This window comes from Sulfitobacter sp. M13 (genome assembly GCF_053474885.1).
In genome coordinates this window covers 3,156,348-3,180,885 of sequence record NZ_CM130281.1, presented here as the reverse complement: position 1 = coordinate 3,180,885, position 24,538 = coordinate 3,156,348, and the positions used below count along the sequence as shown (strand labels likewise).

Genomic DNA, 24,538 nt, shown 5'->3' with positions numbered 1-24,538 from the left:
GCCTAACTTTGCCGCGCGACGGTTAATCCTGACACATCTTCGATAAATGTCACGATGCGTGTTTTAAGCGCGTCGTCATTTATCGCGGCCAAAGCGCTGACGATCTCGATGCTGGGGTCGGCCTTGGGGGCGTCGTTTGTGGCGTCATGCAGCCCTTCGAAGAAATAGGCGGGGGCCACGTCTAGAATTTGAGACAATTCAAATAGACGGCTGGCAGCGACACGGTTTGAGCCAATTTCGTATTTCTGGATTTGCTGAAAGGACAAATTTAACCGTTTGGCCACATCGGTTTGAGAAAAACGACGCAGCGTACGAATCTGTTTTAGTTTCTTGCCGACGTGGATGTCTACGGGATGCGACATTCTGATACCTCCGGTTGTTGTTGTAGTTAGTCATCCTCAAATCTCTCTTTCCGATCAATTGGATAGATTTATTCAATTTGTGGTTACAAAATGTCCACTGATGTATTATGAATAACTCTTTAATGTATTATTAATTTACCATCGGTGGCCAATGAATAGTGTCGATAACACAGGACTAGGTGAAACCGAAGCGGAGAGAATCCCGCCGTTACTATATGAAATGGTTAGATCTTTTATCGTTCTCGCGGACACTCTCAATCTTAGTCAAGCTGTGCGCCTGTTGGGAAGTACGAGGCAGACAGTACGGCGCCATATTGCCCAAATTGAGGACTATCTGGATGCCCCGTTGTTCGATGTCGACGAGCGCCGATATCGTCTAACCCAGCGTGGTGAGGAAGCCTTACCAGAAGCGCGAGAGTTTCTCGCGCGCGGTAAGGTGTGGATTGGCGGCAATACTAGAAGCTCCGGCGGCCTGTTGCGACTGTCGCACGAAACGCCAAATGGTTGGAACTTCTATCAGCAGCAGCGGCCCTTAACGCAGATTTGGGATGGCGAGTCGCCGATGATAAAGGAAGCATTCGTAGCCTGGGTGAGTAGCGAAGGGCGGTTAGAGCACGAGAATTTCCAGAAAATTCGTCCTTATGTTCTGGTGTATCGCGACACTCCGAGCGGGTGGATCTGCATCGAGGTGGGTCAGGAATCATTTTATACAAATTGGTGGGGTTGGGAGAATGCGCGTAGTAGCATCGGACGGCCTCTGGCGAATTTTCCCGGCGGGCCCGAGTTCGAGGCTATGCTGGATTTTCCCTTTCGGGAGGTGCAGGCTAACGGCGGGGTACGCTTGGACGAGATCGTAACGCAAATACCGCGCGACACAGCTAGCGGAGAACTTATCCCGCTGGCATATAAGAGACTTTTAATGGCGAGCCGGTTTCCTGACGGTAGTTTAGCCTTGATCTCAGCAGTAGATAGATCGCGCCATGTGACCATCTCCGGTCTAGATCAGGCCGCAATGTCGGGCATGCCCGACGACGCCATAGTGCGCTTCTAGGCGTCTACCTAAAATTCGAAGCTAACTTTTGTCAAATAGGCTACCCTTTGGTGGAATTTCACCAGAGGAGAGTTCAGTATGACGTTGTTGAGTTTTCAGAGCGGCGAACGTTTTATCGCCAGCAGTTCGGAGATCCTGCGCAAAGCTGGGATCACGTTAACGGTCGGTTATGACTTTAGGGACTATAAGGAACTATTGCAGGACGCGCGACCGGATCATTTAATCGGGCTGCCTTTTGACCCGATCACGAATGTCCTGAACGAGAATAACGCCTTTTGGATCGTTGGGCGGAATTCAAAAGGTGAAGTTATGCATACGCAGGCCATGCGTATGTTGGAGTTGAACGGAGCAAAACTGGCCGAGTACCTGCGCCGGTCATTCGTAGAATTTCCACCTCCGGGCGTTGATATCGATTTCCACCGCTCGCGGTATCGCGCGGGGCCGGGGGCGCACCGCATCGCTGGCGACGTGTGCTATCATGGCGAGTTTTGGGTGGGTGCAACACCGCGTGAGTTTAAAACCGCCGGCCTATCATCGCTATTGGGGCGCTATGCCTTCTGGCAGGCAATGCAGCATTGGGATCCAGACCACGTCATTGCCTTCATGACAAACGCAGTTGTTTATAAGGGGTTCCCAGCACGTCATGGCTATATGCATACCGAGCCCGGCACGTTGCGGTGGTTCATTAATGGTCAAGATGCGCCCGTAGAAGGCTTTATGGCGTATATGGAGCGCGAGGATCTACGGTTTATTCTCGATATGCCGCTGTCAGACCGTTCGTCGAAGGCGGCGTAGGGGGCGCTAAAAAAAAGAGCCGCGCTTTTCGCGCGGCTCTGATAGGATCAACCGATTGAGGCGGCTTTCACGTCGTCGTCGATATAGGGGAGGTATTGTTCGAAGTTTTCCGCGAACATCTTGACCAGTTTGGCCGCCTGACGATCGTAGGAAGCAGGATTGTCCCAAGTTCTGCGCGGGTCCAGAAGGATGTCCGCAACCCCCGTCACCGCGACCGGAACGTCAAAGCCGAAGTTCGGGTCTTTGCGGTATTCAACGCCTGCGAGTGATCCTTCCAGCGCCGCGGTTAGCAGCGCGCGGGTGGCCTTGATCGGCATGCGGCTACCGGTGCCATAAGCGCCGCCGGTCCAGCCAGTGTTCACCAACCAGCAGGTGGCACCATGCGTTGCAATTTTCTCGCGCAGGAGGTTCCCGTAAACTTCAGGGCGACGTGGCATGAAAGGCGCACCGAAACAGGTCGAGAATGTAGGCTCGGGTTCGGTTACGCCACGCTCAGTGCCTGCTACCTTGGATGTGAAGCCCGACAGGAAGTGGTACATCGCCTGCGCAGGTGTCAAACGCGCGATGGGAGGGAGCACACCGAACGCATCGCAGGTTAACATGATGATATTTTTGGGGTGACCGCCGGTCGCTTTGGCGGATGCGTTCGAGATATAGTGCAGCGGGTAGGCGCAACGCATGTTGGCGGTCAGGCTATCGTCATCGAAATCAAGCTCTTTGGTTTCTTGGTCAAAGATCATATTCTCGATGACGGTACCGAACTTTTCGGTCGTCGCGTAAATCTCGGGTTCGGCTTCGCTGCTCAGGTTGATCGTCTTCGCATAGCATCCGCCTTCAAAGTTGAAGGTGCCATTGTCCGACCAACCATGTTCGTCATCACCAATAAGCGTGCGGCCGGGGTCGGCGGACAAGGTGGTCTTGCCTGTACCCGACAGGCCGAAGAACACGGCGGTATCAACGGGGTTGCCGGTGGCATGGTTGGCCGAGCAGTGCATCGGCATGATACCTTTCTCCGGCAGTAGATAGTTCAGCAGGGTGAACACCGATTTCTTGTTCTCACCTGCATACTCGGTCCCGCCAATAAGGATCATCTTCTTGTCAAAGTTCATCGCGATAACCGTTTCCGAACGGCAGTCATGCTTTGCCGGATCGGCAGAGAAGCTGGGGCAATTGATTACGGTGAAATCTGCGATGAAGCTGTCCAGAGCGTCACGATCCGGACGGCGAAGCATGTGGCGAATAAACAAGCCATGCCAAGCAAGTTCGGTCACCATGCGCACGTTGATTGCGTGTTTGGGGTCGGCACCGCCGACGAGATCCTGAACGAAGTAGTCTCGACCCTGCATGTGGGCGAGCATATCTTGATGCAACGCGTCAAACCCTTCGGGGGACATCGCCGCATTGTTTTCCCACCAGATTTTGTCAGCGACGCTATCAGTTTTCACGACATGTTTGTCTTTGGGAGAGCGGCCGGTAAACTTACCCGTTGTGACCAGAAACGCACCGCCTTTGCCCAAGGTGCCTTCATCGCGCTTGAGCGCGGCCTCTACCAGGGCGGGCTCGATCATGTTGTAATAGACATCACCCAGCCCGCTAATGCCTTGGTCTTCGAGGCGGAATTGCGGATTTACGCGGCCTAACGTCATGTGATGTCTCCTGTAGCTGCATCAAAAAGATGCCAATTCTTGCACTAATGGCTCGACCCTTTGGGGCCGTAACTGCCTCTTAGCACGTTGATTTACGTTATGAACAGGTAGGTTTCTCTCAGTTAGCGCCATCATCCAACTGTTTGCGGAAACTCTTCTTAATCCGACGTAAAGGCTTGCCGAATAACATAGGGGTTAACCCCGTATGTGCGGCAATTTAGCCATTTCTTAACAAATTGTGGCACGATTAAGGCTAAGATGAGGAGCGATTCTCAGTTTCCGATTGATTCGGTCGCGTAAATTGATGATCAGTAGAAGAAAAAAATATTTAGCAGTTGAGCAGAATATAAAGGGAACAGGCAATGTCAAGAATTGCATTGGTGGACGACGATAGGAATATCCTGACGTCGGTTTCTATGACTTTGGAAGCCGAAGGTTTCGAGGTCGAAACCTATAATGACGGTCAGGCCGCGTTGGACGCATTCAATAAAAAGCTGCCTGATATGGCGGTGCTGGATATCAAAATGCCTCGTATGGACGGGATGGATCTGTTGCAAAGGCTGCGGCAAAAAACCGCGATGCCCGTGATCTTCCTGACGTCCAAAGACGATGAAATCGATGAAGTGCTTGGCCTGCGTATGGGGGCTGACGATTATGTCAAAAAGCCCTTCAGTCAACGCCTTTTAGTCGAGCGTATCCGTGCGTTGTTGCGTCGCCAAGATGCTGTTGAAACGAACGAAGTCGGCGACACTGAAGAAACCAAAGTGATCGAGCGTGGTGACCTTCGGATGGACCCGCTGCGCCATGCTGTCAGTTGGAAGGGCAAGGATGTCTCGCTGACTGTAACCGAATTTCTGCTATTGCAGGCTTTGGCTCAACGTCCTGGTTTCGTGAAATCGCGCGACCAGCTGATGGATGTTGCGTACGATGACCAAGTGTATGTCGACGATCGTACCATCGATAGCCATATCAAACGCTTGCGCAAAAAGATGCGGTCAGCGGACGAGGAGTTTTCCGCGATCGAAACGCTGTATGGCATCGGTTACAGATACAACGAAGAGTGATCTGAGCCATGGCCATTGTCGAAAGGAATTTTGTGCGGGACATGACCACGCCTAATCGGGACGGTGATGTTGTATTGGGTGACGATTGGGTCGCTCCGGACAAAATCGCGACAGATGAATTGCGCGGAAAACGTGCGCGGCGCGGCCTGTTTGCGTTGCGCGCGTCGCCGTTGACGCGAAAAATCATCACATTCAACTTAATTGCGCTGAATGTTTTGGCCGCCGGTATACTTTATCTTAACTCCTCCCGCGATAGCTTGGCCGTACAGCGAGGTGCCTCGCTTATCTCGGAGGCCGAGCTTATTGCAGACGTATTCGAGGCACAGCTCGCAGTTGGGGGCATTTCCGACGGGCTGGCGGGAGCGACGAACGCTCGGGCAAGCCTTGAGCGACTTGACCTGCGTAGCGGGATCGAAGTTTTTGTTTTCGATACATCTGTTGATTTGGTCGCTCAAAACGCAGGGCAAAGCGATGCGCCCGCTGAGGTACTAGAGCCTGGGGATACAGCCCTCATTTCTGATGGGCTAAGCTGGCTTTGGGATATACTTTCCGCATCGTTTGGTGCAGGCACGCCGGCTGAGACTTTGCCGGTAGCAGAACAGTTGCGGCCGCTGGTCTCTGGTGCTCTCGTCAGTGGTACGCGGATGGGAAATGATCTCGTTGGCGCGGGAGGGACGCTTTTCTCGGTCGCCACGCCCATCGTTCATGATGGTTTGCCGATTGGTGTAGTCGCAGTAACTTCGGCGGCGGGTGAGATTGATAAACTTGTTCGGGACGAGCGCGAGCGGGTTCTCCAGATGTTTGTTATTGCGACGCTGGTCTCTATCGGGCTTAGTATCGTGCTGGCTTCGACCATTGCAAATCCGCTGTCAGACTTGGCGGCAGCCGCCGAGCTGGGGCGTGATAAGGATGCGCGTAAAATGAATCCTGGTCGGATCCGTATCCCGGATTTGACCGCACGCCCCGATGAAATCGGTCGCTTGTCGGGGGCTCTACGTGGCATGGTGTCGGCGCTCTATAACCGCATAGATGGTAACGAACAATTTGCAGCTGATGTCGCGCATGAGATCAAGAACCCACTCGCGTCTCTGCGATCGGCCGTTGGGACATTGCGTTTGATCAAGCGCGAAGATCAACGAGAGAAATTGCTGGATGTCATCGACCACGATGTGCGCCGGTTGGACCGTCTGGTGAGCGACATTTCAAATGCGTCACGCTTGGACAGCGAGCTGGTTAAAGAAGAAGAAGAGCCCTTTGATTTGCTGATGATGATCGGCAACTTGGGTCAGTATCTGGGGGAAGACGCCCGCAAACGCGGCATCGACTTTATAACTGATCTGCCCGAACAACCGATTATCGTTCATGGCCTCGAAGCCCGTTTGGCGCAGGTTTTTGTGAATTTGATCAGCAATGCCGTGTCGTTTTGTGAAGATGGCGATGCGATACGTGTCTGGGCGCGCAAGCGTGAAAATCGCATTCTCGTTGTCGTGGAAGACACAGGTCCGGGCATCCCGGAACAAGCTCTCTCGAAGATTTTCAAACGTTTCTACTCGGAGCGTCCCGAAGAGCATTTTGGCAATAACTCTGGCCTAGGGCTCGCGATTTCAAAGCAAATCGTAGAGGCGCATGGTGGTGTCATCTGGGCCGAAAATATTCGACCTACCGATGCCGATATCACCTCCGACCCTCTTGGCGCTCGCTTTGTGGTTGGATTGCCGATCTGAAGCCCATGTCACCGACGACTACGATCCACGCCACTACCGTTGCTGTTAACGGTCGTGGTGTGATGATACGCGGAGCTTCGGGCAGGGGGAAATCTGCGCTGGCATTGCAGATGATCGCAATGGGGGCCGAGCTTGTATCGGATGACCGTACAAGTCTGATCGTGCACGAAAATCGGCTTATCGCTAGCCCGCCCGACGCGATACAAGGCATGATCGAAGCGCGCGGCGTCGGGATACTGACCTTGAAATATCGCGTAGACATGCCGATTTACCTCATAATAGATCTCAACAAAGATGAACCCGATCGCCTTCCCGAAATACGCTACGACGAGGTGATGGGAGTCGCTGTTCGATGTCTTTGGCGGTGCGATGGACCACATTTCGCTGCTTCTGTTTACTTGATGGCAAATATGATGGACTACCCAGCATATGACTGAGGCAATGACATCCAACCGGCGAATTGTGCTAGTGACCGGCCCGGCAGGGGCAGGGCGCTCTTCCACGCTGAATGTGTTGGAGGATGCCGGTTTTGAGGCGATCGATAACATCCCGATGCGGATGTTGCGTGCATTGATCGAGGCACCTGGGCAGCTGCGCCCGATGGCTCTTGGCGTTGACCTGCGCAATCGCGACTTTTCGACGGATCGCGTTATCGAGCTAATGGCGGACATGAGATCACGTCCCGACATCGACATCGAACTTCTTTACCTCGATTGCGATACCAATGTCTTGCTACGCCGATTTTCCGAAACGCGCAGGCGCCATCCGATGACAGCATCAGCGACACCCATTGAAGGTATCGTGCGTGAGAAAGAACTGCTTGAACCGGTTTTGACTCTCGCTGACGTTTTGATCGATACATCAGACCTAAATGTGCATCAGCTCAGATCAGAGGTAGAGCGCTGGTTCGCACTTGATGGTGCACGCCATTTGACGGTTTCGGTACAATCATTTTCGTATAAACGCGGGCTGCCGCGCAGTGCTGATATGGTCTTCGACTGCCGCTTTCTGCGAAACCCCTATTGGGAACCCGCTCTTCGGAGCATGAATGGCACCCAGCAACCTGTGGCTGACTACGTCGGGGCCGATCCCTTGTTCGCAAACTTTGCGACGCAGGTAAATTCTCTGTGTGAATTGGTCCTGCCCGCCTGCAAGACCGAGGGGAAATCACATATCTCTCTTGCGTTTGGCTGCACAGGGGGGCAACACCGTTCCGTAACTTTGGCCGAATATCTGGCATCCAGCCTGTCGAAAGACGGCTGGCAGGTCTCGGTTAGGCACCGCGAATTAGATCGTAGCAAACGGGAAGAGACATCGCGTTGATTGGTATTGTGATTGTTGCACACGGCGGGTTGGCCAAGGAATATTTGGCCGCGATCGAGCATGTCGTCGGGTCGCAAAATGGTGTGCGCGCTATTGCGATTTACGCGGACCACGATCGCACCGAGAAGCAGCAAGAGATCTGTCAGGCGGCCGATGCCGTGGACACCGGTAACGGGGTGGTTGTCGTGACTGACCTCTTTGGTGGGTCACCTTCGAACCTTAGCCTGCTCGCATGCCGTCCCGAAAATCGCCGCATCCTTTATGGCGCAAACTTGCCGATGTTGATCAAGCTAGCCAAGTCCCGTGACTTGGAAGTGCCAGAAGCGGTGCGCGCAGCCTTGGCGGCGGGCAGAAAATACATCGATAGCCAAAACGTTAGTGCGGAATAGCAAGGCCCTATTATATGACCCAAGTTTCACTGAAAATTGTAAACGAAAAAGGCTTGCACGCCCGCGCCTCTGCCAAACTGGTCGAAGTTGTCGAAGCGTTCGACGCACGTGCGGAAGTCAGCAAAGATGGTATGTCGGCTTCGGGCGACAGCATCATGGGCTTGCTTATGCTCGCGGCCTCTAAGGGATGCACGATTGATGTACAAACGTCGGGACCTGATCAAGACGCGCTGGCAGATGCCCTGACAGCCTTGGTGGCTGACAAATTCGGCGAGGGCAACTGATCGTCCGTTTTCGATGGCTACTGTCGGTTGCCTTGAAGGGTAAAAGGTTAAAAATATGACGGAGAATGCGCAAAGCGGCCCCGCGCCATTATTAAATGATGGAACCGGGGAGCCGGTAACCTTTACCAAATATGATCGCAGCAGCCTTTCTTATGCCTCTACATTCGATCACCCGTTAAAGTCAGGTCTCATCAGCGCTATTGAACTGTTCACCGGAAAACTCAAGGTGCTTCGGTTGATTCGACAGTTTGAAAAACAAGGGGCACCGACGGGCCAGGGATTCTGGCGCGCTGCTCTGGATACCATGGGCATCGACTTGACGACGCCGCAGGAGCAGTTGGACCGTATCCCAAAAAACGGACCCGTTGTCGTCGTTGCGAACCACCCGCATGGAATGGTCGACGGCATGATTTTTGCGGATCTTATTGGTCGAGTCCGGCCTGACTACCGCATCCTCACCCGATCTTTGTTAACCTCAATCGACGAAGTTGCGGGCAGCTATATGATCCCGGTGCCGTTTGCTCACGATCCTGATGCACAGCGCAAGGGCGTCGAAATGCGCGCGAAAGCGATGGCGCACCTAAGGGCGGGCGGCGTTGTCGCGCTTTTCCCGTCAGGCGTCGTCGCCGCCTCTGATACCATGTTTGGTCCAGCGATCGAAGCAGAGTGGAATGTCTTTACCGCGAAAATGATCCGTCGATCGGGGGCCAAGGTTGTACCGATGCGGTTTCCCGGTGAAAATAGCCGTGCTTACCAAATCGCAAATAGGATATCGCCGATTTTGCGGCAGGGGTTGCTGCTGCACGAGATCGTCCATGCCTGCAATAAACCCCAGGGGCCGATTGTCGGTCATGCGCTGACACCGGAACAGATGAGCGCGAATGTAGATGACCCGCGTGGTTTTATGGCTTGGCTTCGGGCGCATACGCTTTCACTTGAAGCATAACGCTATGACTTAAGGTAATAAAATAAAGATCGGCGGCGTGCCCAAATGGGCGATTTTCGGTTGCTCTGGTCGGTGCATTTGTTGAACGACAGGTTGTCGTCAAATGCGCCTAGACAAGGATAGCGCCGAGATTGCGCGCACTACACGATCAACCGAAACGGTTATCTCGCGGGAAACCACGTGGGGCCATTCGCCCGGCAGTAGCCCGTTTCCCAGTCCATTCAGTCAGGTCGGGCTCGGTGCGCGTGCGACCTGCCGGATCTTGCCAACTCAAGCCATTCTCGGCATTGAAGGTGATTGCGTCAGACATACCACCATCTTTGTATTTCTGCAGTCGAACGCCTTTGCCGCGGCCCATCTCTGGCAGCTCATATAAGCCAAAGACCAAGACCTTGCGATTCTCACCAACGACAGCAACTGCATTTCCTGCCACAGGCGCACAGATCATCGCTTTGACGTTTCCCCGTACGTTAAGAACCTGTCTACCGGTCCGAGTTTGCGCCAACACCTCGTCTTCTGGCACAACGAAGCCATCACCGGCTGATGACGCGACCAAGAGCTTCCGCCCGGGCTTGTGGATCAAAATATCGACAATTTGAACCTCGTTCGGCAGATCAACCATCAAGCGCAACGGTTCCCCCATTCCGCGCCCGCCGGGCAGGGTGGAGGCAGAAAGTGTATAGAAACGCCCATTCGTGCCGAAAACGAGCAACCTATCTGTTGTCTCTGCGTGAAAAATAAAGCGCGGCCCATCGCCGTCTTTGAACTTCAGCTCTCGGTTCAGGTCGATGTGGCCGGTCATCGCCCGGATCCACCCCATTTGCGAGCAAACCACGGTAATCGGTTCGCGGTCGATCATCGCCTCGAGTGGAACTTCTTCGACCACGCCGGCCTCGGCAAAGGTTGTTCTGCGACGACCAACGTTTTTGCCGTCTAACGTCCAATCCTTGCCGAATTTCTTTTTCGTTTCGCGTAGCTGGTCAACGATTGTCGTCCACTGGGTCAGTTCGTTTTCCAACAGGTCTTCGAGGCCGGCGCGTTCCGCCATCAGCGCGGATTGCTCGCGAAGAAGCTCAATTTCCTCCAGGCGTCGCAATGACCGCAAACGCATGTTCAAAATGGCGTCGGCCTGAACCTCGGACAGAGAGTGCTCGGTAGACGGGGCAGGCGGCACATAGCTGGATTCGTTCAGCGCACGCGCATGTTCCTTGCCCCAATCTTCCATCATCAGCGCGGATTTCGGGTCGTCGTCATAGCGAATGATATCAATGACGCGATCCAGGTTCAGGAACGCGATGATGAAGCCCTCGAGGACCTCAAGCCGATGATCGATCTTCTCCATGCGGTGCGCAGAACGCCGCTGCAGCACTTCACGACGGTGATCCAGAAACGCACGTAACACTTCTTTCATTGAACACACTTTGGGTGTGACGCCATCGATCAACACGTTCATGTTCAGGGAGAATCGCACCTCGAGATCCGAGCTACGATACAGCATCCCCATGAGGACCTCGGGATCGACGTTCTTTGAGCGCGGTTCAATGATCAGACGGATATCTTCTGCCGATTCGTCGCGCACATCGCCCAGAATCGGAATCTTCTTGGTATGGATCAGCTCGGCGATCTTCTCTATGAGCTTCGATTTTTGTACCTGATAGGGGATTTCGGTGATGACGATTTGCCATGCGCCGCGGCCTAAATCTTCTGTTTCCCAGCGGCACCGCAGGCGGAAGCCACCTTTGCCAGTGCGATAAGCATTTGCAATGTTTTCAGGGGGTTCAACGATGATACCGCCGGTGGGGAAATCGGGGCCCGGGACAAAATTGAGCAAAGTGTCATCACGCGCGTCGGGCGTCTTGATGAGGTGAATGCACGCGTCGACCAGTTCCGAAATGTTATGCGGCGGTATGTTGGTCGCCATCCCGACCGCAATCCCCGACGACCCGTTCGCCAAAAGGTTCGGGAACTGCGCCGGCAAAACAACGGGCTCTGTCAGCGTGCCGTCGTAGTTTTCCCTAAAATCGACAGCATTTTCGTTCAAGCCCTCAAGCATAGCTTCGGCAACGGCTGTCATCCGAGCTTCGGTGTAGCGGCTTGCGGCGGGGTTATCGCCATCGATGTTGCCAAAGTTACCTTGTCCGTCAACCAACGGATAACGCACGTTAAAATCTTGAGCGAGACGCGCCATCGCATCGTAAATCGCGGCGTCACCATGCGGGTGATAGTTCCCCATTACGTCGCCGGAAATTTTTGCGGACTTCCGGAATCCCCCGGTGCTGTTAAGCCTCAGTTCACGCATTGCAAATAAGATACGCCGGTGAACGGGCTTTAAGCCATCGCGCGCATCAGGCAGCGCGCGGTGCATGATGGTAGAAAGCGCATAGGTCAGATACCGGTCCCCCAAGGCGCGGCGTAGCGGCTCTGACGAATTGCGAGAATCTTGATCGGCGGGGGTGGTTATATCTGACATTTTCCTTGTTTAGCTAAGGGCGCGCGACGCGGCAAGCGACTGTTTGAAGTGCGCTCGTATCGCCGGAGAATTGCGCTCTTTAGCAACCAATATTTCAATCAAGTTGGAACGTTTTCCCAGCTTTTGTGTTAGGTCTCGCAAGAGGGCCTATAAAGCCTTGCACCGGAACGGTGCCGGTCAATACTTCGGGGGATGTGCGATGAAACGGTTTATTTTTCTGACTTTTGGATTTCTGGGTTGGGCATTCTTTGAAATGAGCGGCGGGGTTGATTTTCAACCTGCCAGCGCGCGCATGACGGCAAACGCCGACGAGCCTTCGCGAGCAATCCAGAAAGTTGCAGCGGACGAGCCCAAAAATGTGGTTGAGCCTGCTGTCATAACCCGGGCAGTCGCAGCTGCTCCCATTGCACCGACGCCTGCAGCTTTTGTGCCGGGACCAAGTGCCGGTAATGCTGCAGAGGTGCAAAATGTTTCCGTCACTCTAACCTCGTTGAGGTCCCTGAACGGCAATGTTGCTACGTCTGACAATGCTAACTCTAATGCGAACAATGCACCGATTGTTATTCCAAGCCTGATTGCACCCAATGATGCTGAAACGACGCTAGTTGAAGTGGGTTACGAAGGCGTTATCCGCTCTGTATCGGGAAGCCGTGTAAACGTGCGCGGCGGTCCGGGAACAGATTATCAGGTTGTCGACAAGCTCGGCCGTGGCGATTCGGTGGAAGTGATCCAGGATAACGGAGACGGCTGGGTGAAGATGCGTTCGCTGGGTGGCGGCCAAGAGGGTTGGATGGCTGATTTCCTTCTCTCGAACGGCTGATCATAGGTGTGAAGAAAAATAGCGGTTTGGCGGAGCAACGCTCGATACTGATTACCGGATGCTCTTCGGGTATCGGATATGCTGCAGCCCATGCATTGCGCGAACGTGGCTGGAATGTATTCGCCTCGTGCCGCCAGCAGAAAGACTGTGATCGGCTCATCGCCGCCGGATTTAATGCGCCGCAGCTAGATTACACTGATAAGGCCACTATCGCTGCCGCGGTTAACCACATCCTTGATAGCACTGGTGGCAAGCTGGATGCCCTTTATAATAACGGTGCCCACGCAACCCCCGGGGCGGTGGAGGATTTGCCAACAGCCGCATTAAGGGAGATTTTCGAGAGTAATTTCTTCGGTTGGCATGAGCTGACGCGAAGCATCCTCCCCGTTATGCGGGCTCAGGGTCACGGACGAATTATTCAGTGTTCGTCAGTGCTTGGCCTGGTCACTATGCCTTGGCGTGGTGCTTATAATGCGACAAAATTTGCCTTGGAAGGGTTGACGGACACCCTGCGGATCGAACTGCGCGACACCCCCATCCATGTGAGTTTGATCGAGCCCGGACCAATCACCTCTAATATTCGCGCGAATTCTATCCCTTATTTCGAGCGTTGGATTAATTGGGAAGCATCCCCCCGAAAAGCGCAGTACGAAAAGCAGCTTTTGGACAGGCTGTACACGGAGCGAGGGCCGGACAGGTTCGAACTTCCTCCGCAAGCTGTGATTGATAAGCTCATACATGCGCTCGAATCCGACAGGCCGCGACCGCGATATTATGTCACGACGCCCACCCATATCTCGGGCATTCTAAGGCGCATTTTGCCTACGCGCGCACTTGACTGGGTGCTGTCGCGATAAATACGGGTTGCGCTGAGGAATGACCCCGCTACATCTTTCAGCAACACAAAGGATCCTTATGTTCGCTGACCCGTTGTATATCCTAACCGTCATTGCCGTGATCGCGGTTGTTATCGTCCTAATCTTTGGGTTGGGCGGCTTCGCCGGCGGTGGCGAGTTTAATCGGCGCAATTCAAATAAAATTATGCGACTGCGTATTATCGCGCAGTTCATCGCCGTCGTTCTCATCGTCATCTATGTTTATCTGCGAAAGGACACAGGCTGATGGTTGTTCTTAATAAAATTTACACCCGTACCGGGGATAAGGGCGAAACCGCATTGGGAAACGGGGACCGCATTGCCAAACACGACCTGCGGGTCGAAGCCTATGGCACGTCGGACGAATTGAATTGCTTTGTTGGCGTCGCGCGGCTTGAGGCAAAGGGCGAAACCGACACAGCCCTGTCGCGCATCCAGAACGATCTATTCGACCTTGGCGCGGATCTTTGTCGGCCGGATATGGAGGCGGACGCCGAGGCAGAATACCCCCCTCTGCGTCTTGCAGTAGAACAGGTTGACAGGCTTGAGCGGGAAATCGACGTAATGAACGCCGAACTATCGCCGCTGCGCAGCTTTATTCTACCTGGTGGCACCGCGCTCGCCGCACATCTGCACGTTTGTCGGACCGTCGCCCGCCGTGCAGAGCGTCTTGCTGTGCAGTTGGCAGGCCGCGACACGATTAACCCTGCCGCTATCAAATATCTCAACCGGCTAAGCGATTGGTTTTTCGTCGCAGCCCGAGTGTCGAACAACGGCGGGAAAGACGATGTATTGTGGGTGCCCGGCGCAAATCGCTAAAGCTGCCAGTCAGGAACGCCGCGTCGAAAGACAATAAATTACTATTTTTGACTGTTTTGCATTCGATTGCTTCGTTACACCGACGAAGAGTTCACATGATCTGGGCCGTAATGGCTTTGATCGTCAACTGAGGAGAGAGAACGCTCATGAAGGTACTGGTACCTGTAAAGCGCGTGATCGACTACAACGTGAAAGTACGCGTCAAAGCGGACGGCACGGGTGTTGATCTTGCCAACGTAAAAATGTCGATGAACCCGTTTGACGAAATTTCCGTCGAACAAGCGATCCGCATGAAAGAGGCCGGCCAGGTCGAAGAAGTTGTGGTCGTCTCCATCGGCGTGAAACAGGCGCAGGAAACGCTGCGCACGGCGCTTGCAATGGGCGCGGACCGCGCAATTCTGATCGTTGCTGCAGATGATGTGCACAATGACATCGAGCCTCTGACCGTCGCGAAGATCCTGAAGGGTGTTGTCGACGAAGAGCAGCCGAACCTTGTTCTTTGTGGTAAGCAAGCGATCGACAATGATATGAACGCAACCGGCCAGATGCTTTCCGCTCTGCTGGGGTGGTCGCAAGCGACATTCGCGTCCAAAGTCGACATCGACGGTGACAGCGCCGTTGTTACACGTGAAGTCGACGGCGGTTTGCAGACTATTAAGGTTTCCATGCCTACAGTCGTCACCGTGGACCTGCGCTTGAACGAACCACGCTACGCGTCGCTGCCTAACATCATGAAGGCCAAGAAAAAGCCTTTGGACGAGAAAACACCCGCTGATTATGGCGTTGAGGTTTCCAACCGTTTGGAAATCATCAAGACGGTTGAGCCGGCAGAACGTGCTGCGGGCATCAAGGTCGATTCGGTTGACGAACTGGTTGCGAAACTTAAAGAAGCGGGGGCTGTATAATGGCTGTTCTACTCCTTGCAGAAGTAACTGACGGCGAATTGGCGCTCGACGCGACATCGAAGGCCGTTTCTGCGGCCAAGATGTTGGGCGACGTCACTGTGCTTTGCGCGGGCGGCTCTGCCGCAGCTGCGGGTGAAGCGGCCGCCAAGATCGATGGCGTCTCCAAGGTTTTGGTGGCTGAAGATGAAACTCTCGGTCATCGCCTTGCGGAATCAACTGCAGCATTGATCGTATCCCTCGCCGATGGTTACGATCACATCGCGGCGCCAGCGACGACAGACGCCAAAAACGTTATGCCACGCGTTGCAGCTTTGCTTGACGTGATGTTGCTGTCAGATGTGTCCGGCGTTGTAGATGCTGATACCTTTGAACGCCCGATCTATGCGGGCAACGCGATTCAAACAGTAAAGTCATCGGACGCGAAAAAGGTCATCACCTTCCGCATAACTACATTCGATGCTGCGGGTGCCGGCGGCTCTGCTTCGGTCGAAACTGTTTCTGCAGCGGCTGATCCCGGACTGTCCACGTGGGTTGAAGATCACGTCGCCGAAAGCGATCGTCCCGAGCTTACATCGGCTGGCGTTGTTGTTTCTGGTGGCCGTGGTGTCGGCTCCGAAGAAGACTTTGCTTTGATCGAAAAACTGGCGGACAAACTGGGTGCCGCTGTAGGGGCATCGCGCGCCGCAGTTGATTCCGGTTACGCTCCGAATGACTGGCAGGTCGGCCAGACCGGCAAAGTTGTCGCACCCGACCTGTATGTCGCGATTGGTATTTCCGGTGCGATCCAGCACTTGGCCGGTATGAAAGACAGCAAAATCATTGTTGCCATCAACAAAGACGAAGAAGCGCCAATCTTCCAGGTTGCTGATTATGGTTTGGTCGCTGATCTGTTTGAAGCGGTTCCGGAACTTATTGAAAAACTGTAATCCTTCCGGATTATGAAATAAAAGGTCCGCCTACGTTGCCAGCCCTTTGCATTTCGTGTTGCAGCCGCCGAGGAATCGGCGGCTGCTTCATTTCCTACTCGAAGAACTCGCTGAGCCGCATCTTGCCCCTTGCGAGACCGAGTTTCATCGCCGGCGTCTCTTTCGTCTTCGACGAGCCGATCCAGTTGTGCACGAACCGGTAGATCTCGATGATCTTCACCATCGTCTCCGGATTGTAGAGGTAGTGTCGATCCCACGCCCGGCCGTTGCCGCTCGGCGTATGCGCTGGCCGTGCGGCGAAGCGGATATTCGAGCGCACCTTGTGGAAGTAGGCATCGACGCTTCGGAGCGTTGCGAGGCGCATCAGGCGGGCGCGCCGATCCGGCGCCATACCCGCGCGGTCCGTCAGGATACGGATGCGGCGGTGCGGCTCGCTCTTGGTGTGGAAGGGCCAGGCGAAAGGCTCACCAAGCAAATGCCCGCCCAAGAGGCCTTCGATGGCCGTGTCGGTGCGTTGGAGTTTCTCCTCCATATCCAGGGTAGCCCAGGCCGCCTGCGTGAGTCCCGTGGCGAGTTCGAGTGCCGCCTTCCCATCGCCAACGAGCATATTCCGTTCGTCGTTGGACTTGTGCTTGTTGAACTGCACAACGATGACATCGGCGCGCGCCTGCTTCACCCACGTCGCAAATGCCGAGACGAAGGACAGTGCTAAGCCTGGATCGGCGTCCAGCACGAAGACGAACCGCTCGCCTCCTTTCCCGAGCATATGGCGCAGGTGAAACGCGTGCGCGAGTTGTGCGATGTCCTGGCGCAGCAGGGAGCCTCGGTGCGGCAGTTGCAGGTCGAGATCCGCATCCGGCGCTTCGAGCGGATGGATCTGAACGCCTCGGGTGATCTTGTCCAAGTGCGCCTTGAACTCGGTTTGGGACCAGACCCGAGCCTGGCTACGGAACGCGCGGGGCAAGGTGAAATCCCCTGCCGCCGTCATTCGCGCCTCGATGTCCGGGAGATCGACGCTCGAGTCGAGGCCGAGATGGGCCGCCATGATGTAGCCGGTGTTGGCGTGGGCGGTGCAGAGGTGCTGCACGGCGATCTGCGCCCGCGTCTTCTTGTTCGGCCAGTTGAGGTGCAGCGTCTGGGAATCAGTCGCGAAGCGCCGCCCAACCTTGTTCCAATCCACCGATGCGAAGGAGCCTTCTCGCCGGGCGGTGTGATCGACGACTCGATCGTAGATGAAGTCGATCTTGCGATAGACATCCCGCGGGCAGAGGCCGGTGAAATCACTGATCTTGGAGATCGGCATCCCGTTCGTGATCATCCAAAGCACCTCGCGGTTCGCGCTGCTGCGGTGCTGCTTGCGGATGCGCGATCCGACCGTGAATGTGCCCAGGCAGGCCTTGCACTTGTAGCGCTGCGTGCCCGTCGCTGTGCGACCTGACTTTCGATACCGGCCGGGATTCTTGGACAGCTCCTTCTGGTGATTGTCGCAGGTCTCGTTCCGGCAGAAGTCGGGTTGGGGCGGCTCTGGCCGGAAGCGTCCGCGCAGCCGGCGATACTCCTCTACGACCGCCGCGTTGTTCTTGATGATCGACGATTGGCCGCAAACACCGCACTTGAAGGTCTTGTCGTTATCGGAGCCTATGACTTCTCCATGAGGTTGATTTCGATTGACTTTTGCCGGCGGTCGTCCTTGTCTTATGTATGGATCAGGCGGCTCTGCGAAGAGTTCGCATTGCGGGTTGCGACAGAAGTTGATGTCGATCCCATATTTCGGGTGCGGCAACCTGCGCCGAAGTGCTGGCGTAGAAATAATCGCGGGCGCGAGCATACATTCTCCCTCTGAAAAAACCACATATTGTGGCTATCAAGGGAAAGATTGGCCAAAATCTGGCCAACCTAAGTTTTTTTCTGCACCACGAAATGGAAAGGGCTGGCCTACGTTGGCGGGCCTTTTTTTATGCTAAACGCCGTATTGTTGGCCCCAGAACATCTGCAATCTCACGGTGTGCTCGAACGCCGGCCAGCTGTGCCGCCTGCTTTTTCTCCTCCTTCGGAAAAACCATACCCGTTGTGCCCTCAGAAACGGCGCGCCGAGATGGTGAAACCTGAATCAGCTTTGCAGCCATGGTTTCAACCTGCGCTATCATCCTCTGTGTGACAAATAGGGGGGCGGACCCGATGGTTGGATCGCTCGTTGATACCTCGTCATGGGCATTCAGCCATAACAGCACGCTAGGTCCGGTCATGCGCCCAATAAGCAACCTCATGCGCGCGACCCAGGCTTCCTGCAATTCATTAACCACGAGTTCAAAACGTGTGTTCGACACTGTCCATAGTGCGTTCAAAAGGTGGCGGGTAAAGTGAAACTCAGCAAAGTCAACTTCCGGATAGATCGAGCAGAGAAGTTTAGAGGGGGCTATAAAACGGTCGTTGCGGCGGGGATGAACCGAATAGTATCGATTGGTCATATTATGCGCACCCGTGACCTGCACCACAGTGACTTGTGCTGCGCTAGCAAGACGCATGATTTCGTCGTCGCGAAGAAATACGTCAACACCGGCGCTTGGGGTGCCAAGATTCAGGCAAGGCAAGGCAACCTGACGCTCTACAAGCGCCGGGAACGGCAACGCTATATATCGGCCGAAGGTTTTCGCCCCCCCCATAAACGCCACGTAGGGAACCGAGGTTTTCCGAGGCGGTCCCCTAAATTGTAGTTTCGACGCGCCATAGCGACACAGTGCATAATCAAGCCCCCCCAGCTTCCGGATTTCGCAACTCATAGCTTTCGCCCTATGCCAACTCATTCTGGCCGTAGGATGGCCATAAGTATTTTCGATTCCCTTAAAGTTCGGATTTATGAAAAGCTGTCATGAATTCCGGCCCTTGCGGCTGCTACCCCGCCCGCTTTATGCTGCAGCGAAACAAGAGGGGACAGCGCATGGATATCCAGACAATAGGCATCGTCGGCGCGGGCCAGATGGGCAACGGCATCGCCCATGTTATGGCTCTGGCAGGCTATGACGTGCTGTTGAATGACGTGAGCGCAGAGGCCCTGCAAAAGGCCGTGGATACGATCACCGGTAATCTGGATCGGCAGGTCGGCCGCGGGAAGGTTTCAGAAGCCGACCGTGACGCAACATTGAAAAGAATTGTTACGACACAGACCCTTGCCGACTTGGGGCAGAGCGATCTCGTGATCGAAGCGGCGACCGAACGCGAAACAGTTAAACAGGCGATCTTCGAAGATTTGATCCCCCATCTCAAGCCGACGACAATCCTAACATCGAACACGTCCTCGATTTCAATCACGAGACTCGCAAGTCGCACCGACCGCCCCGAAAAATTCATGGGCTTTCACTTTATGAACCCGGTTCCGGTGATGCAGCTCGTCGAGCTTATTCGCGGGATCGCGACGGATAAAGAAACCTTTGCGGCTTGCCGTACTGTCGTTGAAAAATTGGGTAAAACGGCGGCTTCGGCCGAAGATTTCCCGGCATTTATCGTAAATCGAATCTTGATGCCGATGATCAACGAAGCTGTTTATACGCTTTACGAAGGCGTGGGGTCGGTAGAGTCGATCGACAGCTCTTTGAAGCTTGGCGCGAACCACCCAATGGGCCCGCTAGAGCTTGCCGATTTCATCGGTCTGGACACCTGTCTGGCCATTATGAACGTGTTACATGACGGTTTGGCTGATACGAAATATCGCCCTTGTCCCTTGCTCACCAAATATGTTGAAGCTGGATGGCTGGGGCGCAAAACGCAACGGGGTTTTTATGACTATCGCGGTGATGTCCCTGTTCCCACAAGGTAATTTATTGTTGAAAGCCCTGCGCCAGTTTGTCGACCGAACGGCTATCTGGTGAGTTTCAGGCGATTTCTGACGGTATCGTGCTACCATCGTGAAGCGGCTTGGAATCATAACTGACAGGTCCGAGGGAGCTTTTGGCGAAGCGAAGAAGCTTTTTAAAGCGCCTCGGTAGTCGCCCCAGAAGAGTACCCGGGAACTCCTGCCGTCAGAATTTAGGTATCACCTTAGCGTAAGGGTCCGCGTCGGAAATTGACGGTCGCAGGGGATAGGTTAAACGGGCGTCGCTGTTAACCAGACGCCGCCCTCGGGACGCAGTGTCAATATCATAACCGGCTTAGGGTCTTTGCCGCTGACGGGGTTAAAACGGAAGCGTGATAGCAATGTTGCAAGGATAATCACGGCTTCCTGCTGCGCGAAGGAGGCACCGATACAAATTCGCGGACCGTCGCCAAACGGGAGATAGGCGTAGCGATCAATTGCCTTGCGATTGCGGAACCGGTCGGGGTCAAAAGCATCAGGGTTTTCCCATAGCAACCGATGGCGACCAAGTGCGTAAATCGGAATCATTACCGTATCGCCTGGCTTGACCTCTCTGTTGCTCAGAATGTCGTGCTTTTGTGCCGTGCGTGATATGATGCCGGCTGGCGGATATAGGCGGAGCGTTTCGTCAATGATTTGACGGATATAGGGCAGATGTTCGACATCCGCGCCGGTCGCTGCACGTCCTGCCAAGACACTTTGTGCTTCGGCGCGAGCTTTATCCTGAACCGTTTGATCGAACCCGACCAGATATAGCGCCCATGACAAGGTGAGCGCGGTCGTCTCGTGCCCGGCGACGATAAATGTCAGTAAATTGTCCCGAAGCTCTGCCGTATTCATTTGGCGTTTGGTCTCGGGATCGACACCGCCAAGTAGCAGGTCTAGCAGGTCCGGCACTTTGCTAGTGCCGCGCTGCGCGCGCGCATTTATGGCGTCGTCGGCAATCCGCTTCATGTCCCGAAGAGCGCGACCAGACATTGCGCGCCCGGGACGCGGTAGCCAATCGGGGAACCCAAGAATGTCGAAAAGGCTGATTTTTCCTGCTTCTGCGATGTACGCATCAATCGCCCGATGAACGGCGTCACGGTCAAAACGATCGCCGCCGGAAAATGTCACGTCCGAAATCACATCAAACGTCGTCGTCACCATCTCGTCCAGCAGGTTTATCGCAGCTGGTCCTGCTGACTCAATCCGATCGGCTGAACGCTCTGCAGCTGCAGTCATAATTGGCGACAAGTTTAACATATTACGATGTGAAAAGGCGGGTGCCACTGCGCGGCGCTGCCACCGCCACTGCGCACCCTCTGCGATGAACAGTGATTCCCCAATGGCCGGACGCAAAAGATTCTTTGTGACCAGCGACTTGGGATAGTCATCAACCCGGTCCAGCAGCATCTCGCGAATGGCGATGGGGTCCATCACCATGTGCCAGCGTTTGCCCATTTTTCCCGATACCATAGGCTGTTTGACGGCAAGTTCCGGAATAATACTCAACACATTGCGACGCGCCATCGCGAGGCTGCGGAACAGGCCTACAGGTTGGTTAATCAAAGCCACACGGGCGGGCAGGGGGCGATCCATGATGTTGTTCCTCGATCAGGCGGTCACACCGTAGCATGCAAAGCAGGCCCTGCCACTTTGGCAAACGTTGAACCTGAACCAGCCTTAGGGTATCGCAGAAGGCATGAATGCGCCAAGGAGGCTTGAAGTGGTTCGAATTTTATCAGCTTTGATCAGTATTGTTGTTCTTACGGCGTGTAACGGGGCGTCTGATCTCGACAAGCCGGCAGTGCCGCTGGGAGATTTTAACCTGTATCATAATATCGTCGTCGCACCGAAAGTGCAGAAGCTGCCGATCAGCCGTGAAGTCAGCAAAGAAGTCCTAACCACAGCCATCAAAGACGCCATCGCTGAACGGTTCGACCGATATGACGGGACGCGAAACTATCACTTCGGCGTTAGTGTGGAAGGGTATATTTTGGCACCTCCTGGTATTCCGCTTGTACTTGCGCCCAAGTCGATCATGATTATTAACCTCACCGTCTGGGATGACGCCGCAGGTAAGAAGCTTACCGAAGAGCCGCATCAGCTCACCGTGTTCGAATCTCTGGATCAGGGGCCTATCGTCGGGTCAGGCTATACCAAGACTGCTGAAGAGCAGCTCAAGAACCTTAGCCAGAATGCGGCAAAGTCGATCGAAAATTATTTGGTCAAGCAAAATAAGGCCGAAGGCTGGTTCGAGCGGCCCGCAGATGCGGTCATTGAGCGCGCTGAAGTTGCCTCTGCGCCGGTGGTAACTGAAAATTAACGCGCATTTACATGAATTCTCGGGGGGTGTTTGGCCAACAGGTGCTTGATTTTATGCGCCAGACCCAATACATCGCCCGCCAGATAGGTTTGGGTCTGGTTTCAGGCCCTCGTTAATATAAAGGGCTGCACCATGGCTAAGGCAAAGTTTGAACGTAATAAACCACACGTTAACATCGGTACCATTGGTCACGTTGACCACGGTAAAACGACGTTGACCGCTGCGATCACGAAATACTTCGGCGACTTCCGCGCCTATGACCAAATCGACGGCGCGCCCGAAGAAAAAGCACGCGGTATCACCATTTCGACCGCGCACGTTGAGTATGAAACCGAAGCACGTCACTACGCACACGTCGACTGCCCCGGCCACGCTGACTATGTGAAAAACATGATCACCGGTGCGGCACAGATGGACGGCGCGATCCTGGTTGTGAACGCGGCTGATGGCCCAATGCCACAAACCCGCGAGCACATCCTGCTCGGTCGCCAGGTTGGTATCCCGACCATGGTTGTCTACATGAACAAAGTTGACCAGGTTGACGACGAAGAGCTGCTGGAATTGGTGGAAATGGAAATCCGCGAATTGCTGTCTTCCTACGACTACCCAGGTGACGACATGCCCGTCATCCCCGGTTCGGCTCTGCACGCAATGAACGGCACTCAGCCCGAAATTGGTGAGGAATCCATCCGCAAGTTGATGGCCGCTGTTGACGAATATATCCCGACACCAGCACGCGCTGTTGACCAGCCGTTCCTGATGCCAGTGGAAGACGTATTCTCGATCTCCGGTCGTGGTACTGTTGTGACTGGCCGTGTTGAGCGTGGCGTGATCAACGTTGGCGACAGCATTGAAATCGTTGGTATTCGTGATACGAAAACCACCACTTGTACCGGCGTTGAAATGTTCCGCAAGCTGCTGGATCGTGGGGAAGCTGGCGATAACGTTGGTGTTCTTCTGCGCGGTATCGAGCGTGAAGGCGTTGAGCGCGGTCAGGTTTTGTGTAAGCCTAAGTCGGTTAACCCACACACAAAGTTCACTGCCGAGGCGTATATCCTCACCAAAGAAGAGGGTGGCCGTCACACGCCGTTCTTCGCGAACTACCGTCCACAGTTCTACTTCCGGACCACAGACGTCACCGGTACCGTTCAGCTGCCAGAAGGCACTGAAATGGTTATGCCCGGCGACAACCTGCAGTTCGACGTTGAGCTGATCGCCCCCATCGCGATGGAAGACGGTCTGCGTTTCGCGATCCGCGAAGGCGGCCGGACCGTTGGCGCGGGGGTTGTTTCCAAGATCAACGAATAAGCCGCTGGCGGGTCATCCCGCTGACAGCTGACAAAACGAAGGCCGCTCCTGTAAGGGGGCGGCCTTTTTCGTTGTTTGGCACCGGAAGGCATTATTCGCGAGCAATGCGTCTATCGGCACTTGATCCCCAGGAAAATATCGACTACCTCACCACTCGGCATAGGGGTTTAGCTCAGTTGGTAGAGCATCGGTCTCCAAAACCGAGGGTCGTGGGTTCGAGTCCCTCAGCCCCTGCCAATCTCACCACATGATCAACGCGCGCGAAGGCGTATGGCCGCTCGGGCAGGGCGCTGTATTTGAAGCCTTGAATTCAGTGCTTTTGACAGATACATCCCCACAATCGTTCGTATACAGGAAAACCGACATGGCCACAGTCAACCCGCTTCAGTTCATCCAGCAAGTGCGTTCCGAAGTATCCAAAGTCGTCTGGCCGACTCGTCGCGAAGTCATGCTCACCACGGTAATGGTGTTCATCCTCGCCGCTCTGACCGCAGTGTTCTTTGCGGTTGTGGATATTCTGATCCGCGGCGGCTTGCAGTATATTTTGTCGGCCTTCGGCTGATCCGGGGCGCGGCACTGTAAAAGCGCCGCGGACCTCTTGAAACATTTGTGATTGCGGGCTATCCCGCAGACCTGATCAAGAGGGGCGTGCGGCGATTCGTGTTGCGCGCCG

The 24,538-nt window shown here is 54.6% G+C and carries 25 protein-coding genes and 1 tRNA gene; 20 read left to right on the top strand and 6 right to left on the bottom strand.

Annotated elements, in window-relative coordinates; genetic code table 11:
- Window positions 1–2: 2 nt before the first annotated feature.
- A complete protein-coding gene (locus ACVBAU_RS15355) occupies window positions 3–362 on the bottom strand; it encodes a helix-turn-helix domain-containing protein (protein ID WP_138925046.1) in 360 nt (119 codons plus the stop codon).
- A 220-nt stretch (window positions 363–582) separates the two neighbouring features.
- Here ACVBAU_RS15355 and ACVBAU_RS15350 point away from each other — a divergent pair, with 220 nt between their 5' ends.
- Window positions 583–1,413, top strand: coding sequence for a LysR family transcriptional regulator (locus ACVBAU_RS15350; RefSeq protein WP_448329012.1), 831 nt, complete (start codon window positions 583–585; stop codon window positions 1,411–1,413).
- 78 nt (window positions 1,414–1,491) lie between these two features.
- Entirely contained in the window at window positions 1,492–2,208 is a 717-nt protein-coding gene (locus ACVBAU_RS15345) for a hypothetical protein (RefSeq protein WP_448327026.1), read from the top strand.
- A gap of 47 nt (window positions 2,209–2,255) precedes the next feature.
- Here the strand turns inward: ACVBAU_RS15345 and ACVBAU_RS15340 are convergent, their stop codons facing one another.
- Complete coding sequence (locus ACVBAU_RS15340; RefSeq protein WP_138925048.1) at window positions 2,256–3,854, bottom strand: phosphoenolpyruvate carboxykinase; 1,599 nt, start codon at window positions 3,852–3,854, stop codon at window positions 2,256–2,258.
- 362 nt (window positions 3,855–4,216) lie between these two features.
- Between ACVBAU_RS15340 and ACVBAU_RS15335 the strand changes: the two genes are divergently transcribed.
- The 7 genes from ACVBAU_RS15335 to ACVBAU_RS15305 are packed head-to-tail and all read left to right on the top strand — an operon-like array spanning window position 4,217 to window position 9,584.
- Entirely contained in the window at window positions 4,217–4,918 is a 702-nt protein-coding gene (locus ACVBAU_RS15335; RefSeq protein WP_138925049.1) for a response regulator transcription factor, read from the top strand.
- A 41-nt stretch (window positions 4,919–4,959) separates the two neighbouring features.
- The gene (locus ACVBAU_RS15330; protein WP_448327024.1) at window positions 4,960–6,642 is read left to right on the top strand and encodes a sensor N-terminal transmembrane domain-containing protein; all 1,683 of its coding nucleotides are present in this window, start codon (window positions 4,960–4,962) and stop codon (window positions 6,640–6,642) included.
- A 5-nt stretch (window positions 6,643–6,647) separates the two neighbouring features.
- A complete protein-coding gene (locus ACVBAU_RS15325; RefSeq protein WP_448327022.1) occupies window positions 6,648–7,079 on the top strand; it encodes an HPr kinase/phosphorylase in 432 nt (143 codons plus the stop codon).
- The gene (gene rapZ, locus ACVBAU_RS15320) at window positions 7,072–7,965 is read left to right on the top strand and encodes an RNase adapter RapZ (protein WP_138925052.1); all 894 of its coding nucleotides are present in this window, start codon (window positions 7,072–7,074) and stop codon (window positions 7,963–7,965) included. Before ACVBAU_RS15325 ends, rapZ begins: the two co-directional genes overlap by 8 nt.
- The gene (locus tag ACVBAU_RS15315; RefSeq protein ID WP_093731753.1) at window positions 7,962–8,354 is read left to right on the top strand and encodes a PTS sugar transporter subunit IIA; all 393 of its coding nucleotides are present in this window, start codon (window positions 7,962–7,964) and stop codon (window positions 8,352–8,354) included. The genes rapZ and ACVBAU_RS15315 overlap by 4 nt, the downstream gene beginning before the upstream one ends.
- Before the next feature lie 14 nt (window positions 8,355–8,368).
- Window positions 8,369–8,638, top strand: coding sequence for an HPr family phosphocarrier protein (locus ACVBAU_RS15310; RefSeq protein WP_138925054.1), 270 nt, complete (start codon window positions 8,369–8,371; stop codon window positions 8,636–8,638).
- A 55-nt stretch (window positions 8,639–8,693) separates the two neighbouring features.
- On the top strand, window positions 8,694–9,584 hold the full coding sequence (locus tag ACVBAU_RS15305) for a lysophospholipid acyltransferase family protein (protein WP_448327018.1): 891 nt from the start codon (window positions 8,694–8,696) through the stop codon (window positions 9,582–9,584).
- A 148-nt stretch (window positions 9,585–9,732) separates the two neighbouring features.
- On the opposite strand, the gene ACVBAU_RS15300 is transcribed toward ACVBAU_RS15305, so the two are convergent.
- Entirely contained in the window at window positions 9,733–12,054 is a 2,322-nt protein-coding gene (locus tag ACVBAU_RS15300) for a DNA topoisomerase IV subunit A (protein WP_448327017.1), read from the bottom strand.
- Between the two features lie 199 nt (window positions 12,055–12,253).
- Here ACVBAU_RS15300 and ACVBAU_RS15295 point away from each other — a divergent pair, with 199 nt between their 5' ends.
- The 6 genes from ACVBAU_RS15295 (at window position 12,254) to ACVBAU_RS15270 (ending at window position 16,399) form a co-directional block, all read left to right on the top strand.
- Window positions 12,254–12,874 (top strand): SH3 domain-containing protein, encoded by a 621-nt coding sequence (locus ACVBAU_RS15295; protein WP_448327015.1) that lies wholly within the window; start codon window positions 12,254–12,256, stop codon window positions 12,872–12,874.
- A gap of 8 nt (window positions 12,875–12,882) precedes the next feature.
- Entirely contained in the window at window positions 12,883–13,731 is an 849-nt protein-coding gene (locus tag ACVBAU_RS15290) for an SDR family oxidoreductase (RefSeq protein ID WP_448327013.1), read from the top strand.
- A 58-nt stretch (window positions 13,732–13,789) separates the two neighbouring features.
- A complete protein-coding gene (locus tag ACVBAU_RS15285; RefSeq protein WP_138925059.1) occupies window positions 13,790–13,996 on the top strand; it encodes a twin transmembrane helix small protein in 207 nt (68 codons plus the stop codon).
- The gene (locus ACVBAU_RS15280) at window positions 13,996–14,568 is read left to right on the top strand and encodes a cob(I)yrinic acid a,c-diamide adenosyltransferase (RefSeq protein WP_138925060.1); all 573 of its coding nucleotides are present in this window, start codon (window positions 13,996–13,998) and stop codon (window positions 14,566–14,568) included. Before ACVBAU_RS15285 ends, ACVBAU_RS15280 begins: the two co-directional genes overlap by 1 nt.
- Window positions 14,569–14,714: 146 nt before the next feature.
- Entirely contained in the window at window positions 14,715–15,473 is a 759-nt protein-coding gene (locus ACVBAU_RS15275; RefSeq protein WP_138925061.1) for an electron transfer flavoprotein subunit beta/FixA family protein, read from the top strand.
- A complete protein-coding gene (locus ACVBAU_RS15270) occupies window positions 15,473–16,399 on the top strand; it encodes an electron transfer flavoprotein subunit alpha/FixB family protein (protein ID WP_335744459.1) in 927 nt (308 codons plus the stop codon). The genes ACVBAU_RS15275 and ACVBAU_RS15270 overlap by 1 nt, the downstream gene beginning before the upstream one ends.
- A gap of 94 nt (window positions 16,400–16,493) precedes the next feature.
- Here the strand turns inward: ACVBAU_RS15270 and ACVBAU_RS15265 are convergent, their stop codons facing one another.
- Together ACVBAU_RS15265 and ACVBAU_RS15260 are read right to left on the bottom strand one after the other, a co-directional pair.
- Window positions 16,494–18,227, bottom strand: coding sequence for a transposase (locus tag ACVBAU_RS15265; protein ID WP_448327010.1), 1,734 nt, complete (start codon window positions 18,225–18,227; stop codon window positions 16,494–16,496).
- 127 nt (window positions 18,228–18,354) lie between these two features.
- On the bottom strand, window positions 18,355–19,179 hold the full coding sequence (locus tag ACVBAU_RS15260) for a DUF6473 family protein (protein ID WP_448327008.1): 825 nt from the start codon (window positions 19,177–19,179) through the stop codon (window positions 18,355–18,357).
- 158 nt (window positions 19,180–19,337) lie between these two features.
- Here ACVBAU_RS15260 and ACVBAU_RS15255 point away from each other — a divergent pair, with 158 nt between their 5' ends.
- Entirely contained in the window at window positions 19,338–20,213 is an 876-nt protein-coding gene (locus ACVBAU_RS15255; RefSeq protein ID WP_138925063.1) for a 3-hydroxybutyryl-CoA dehydrogenase, read from the top strand.
- Between the two features lie 267 nt (window positions 20,214–20,480).
- Here the strand turns inward: ACVBAU_RS15255 and ACVBAU_RS15250 are convergent, their stop codons facing one another.
- Complete coding sequence (locus ACVBAU_RS15250) at window positions 20,481–21,830, bottom strand: cytochrome P450 (protein ID WP_448327006.1); 1,350 nt, start codon at window positions 21,828–21,830, stop codon at window positions 20,481–20,483.
- A 127-nt stretch (window positions 21,831–21,957) separates the two neighbouring features.
- Between ACVBAU_RS15250 and ACVBAU_RS15245 the strand changes: the two genes are divergently transcribed.
- The 4 genes from ACVBAU_RS15245 (at window position 21,958) to secE (ending at window position 24,427) form a co-directional block, all read left to right on the top strand.
- Complete coding sequence (locus ACVBAU_RS15245) at window positions 21,958–22,557, top strand: hypothetical protein (protein ID WP_335744456.1); 600 nt, start codon at window positions 21,958–21,960, stop codon at window positions 22,555–22,557.
- 132 nt (window positions 22,558–22,689) lie between these two features.
- On the top strand, window positions 22,690–23,865 hold the full coding sequence (gene tuf / locus ACVBAU_RS15240) for an elongation factor Tu (RefSeq protein WP_138925065.1): 1,176 nt from the start codon (window positions 22,690–22,692) through the stop codon (window positions 23,863–23,865).
- Window positions 23,866–24,026: 161 nt separating this feature from the next.
- A tRNA-Trp gene (locus tag ACVBAU_RS15235) sits at window positions 24,027–24,102 on the top strand.
- 127 nt (window positions 24,103–24,229) lie between these two features.
- A complete protein-coding gene (gene secE / locus ACVBAU_RS15230) occupies window positions 24,230–24,427 on the top strand; it encodes a preprotein translocase subunit SecE (RefSeq protein ID WP_093734401.1) in 198 nt (65 codons plus the stop codon).
- Window positions 24,428–24,538: the final 111 nt, after the last annotated feature.

Bases quoted from the DNA above. Each gene is read 5' to 3' on its own strand.
- ACVBAU_RS15310 (WP_138925054.1), top strand. From the start codon at position 8,369: ATGACCCAAGTTTCACTGAAAATTGTAAACGAAAAAGGCTTGCACGCC.
- ACVBAU_RS15300 (WP_448327017.1), bottom strand. From the start codon at position 12,054: ATGTCAGATATAACCACCCCCGCCGATCAAGATTCTCGCAATTCGTCA.
- ACVBAU_RS15305 (WP_448327018.1), top strand. From the start codon at position 8,694: ATGACGGAGAATGCGCAAAGCGGCCCCGCGCCATTATTAAATGATGGA.
- rapZ (WP_138925052.1), top strand. From the start codon at position 7,072: ATGACTGAGGCAATGACATCCAACCGGCGAATTGTGCTAGTGACCGGC.
- ACVBAU_RS15355 (WP_138925046.1), bottom strand. From the start codon at position 362: ATGTCGCATCCCGTAGACATCCACGTCGGCAAGAAACTAAAACAGATT.
- ACVBAU_RS15260 (WP_448327008.1), bottom strand. From the start codon at position 19,179: ATGAGTTGCGAAATCCGGAAGCTGGGGGGGCTTGATTATGCACTGTGT.
- ACVBAU_RS15350 (WP_448329012.1), top strand. From the start codon at position 583: ATGGTTAGATCTTTTATCGTTCTCGCGGACACTCTCAATCTTAGTCAA.
- ACVBAU_RS15280 (WP_138925060.1), top strand. From the start codon at position 13,996: ATGGTTGTTCTTAATAAAATTTACACCCGTACCGGGGATAAGGGCGAA.
- secE (WP_093734401.1), top strand. From the start codon at position 24,230: ATGGCCACAGTCAACCCGCTTCAGTTCATCCAGCAAGTGCGTTCCGAA.
- ACVBAU_RS15285 (WP_138925059.1), top strand. From the start codon at position 13,790: ATGTTCGCTGACCCGTTGTATATCCTAACCGTCATTGCCGTGATCGCG.
- ACVBAU_RS15255 (WP_138925063.1), top strand. From the start codon at position 19,338: ATGGATATCCAGACAATAGGCATCGTCGGCGCGGGCCAGATGGGCAAC.
- ACVBAU_RS15340 (WP_138925048.1), bottom strand. From the start codon at position 3,854: ATGACGTTAGGCCGCGTAAATCCGCAATTCCGCCTCGAAGACCAAGGC.
- ACVBAU_RS15250 (WP_448327006.1), bottom strand. From the start codon at position 21,830: ATGGATCGCCCCCTGCCCGCCCGTGTGGCTTTGATTAACCAACCTGTA.
- ACVBAU_RS15335 (WP_138925049.1), top strand. From the start codon at position 4,217: ATGTCAAGAATTGCATTGGTGGACGACGATAGGAATATCCTGACGTCG.
- ACVBAU_RS15275 (WP_138925061.1), top strand. From the start codon at position 14,715: ATGAAGGTACTGGTACCTGTAAAGCGCGTGATCGACTACAACGTGAAA.
- ACVBAU_RS15330 (WP_448327024.1), top strand. From the start codon at position 4,960: ATGACCACGCCTAATCGGGACGGTGATGTTGTATTGGGTGACGATTGG.
- ACVBAU_RS15345 (WP_448327026.1), top strand. From the start codon at position 1,492: ATGACGTTGTTGAGTTTTCAGAGCGGCGAACGTTTTATCGCCAGCAGT.
- ACVBAU_RS15265 (WP_448327010.1), bottom strand. From the start codon at position 18,227: ATGCTCGCGCCCGCGATTATTTCTACGCCAGCACTTCGGCGCAGGTTG.
- ACVBAU_RS15325 (WP_448327022.1), top strand. From the start codon at position 6,648: ATGTCACCGACGACTACGATCCACGCCACTACCGTTGCTGTTAACGGT.
- tuf (WP_138925065.1), top strand. From the start codon at position 22,690: ATGGCTAAGGCAAAGTTTGAACGTAATAAACCACACGTTAACATCGGT.
- ACVBAU_RS15295 (WP_448327015.1), top strand. From the start codon at position 12,254: ATGAAACGGTTTATTTTTCTGACTTTTGGATTTCTGGGTTGGGCATTC.
- ACVBAU_RS15270 (WP_335744459.1), top strand. From the start codon at position 15,473: ATGGCTGTTCTACTCCTTGCAGAAGTAACTGACGGCGAATTGGCGCTC.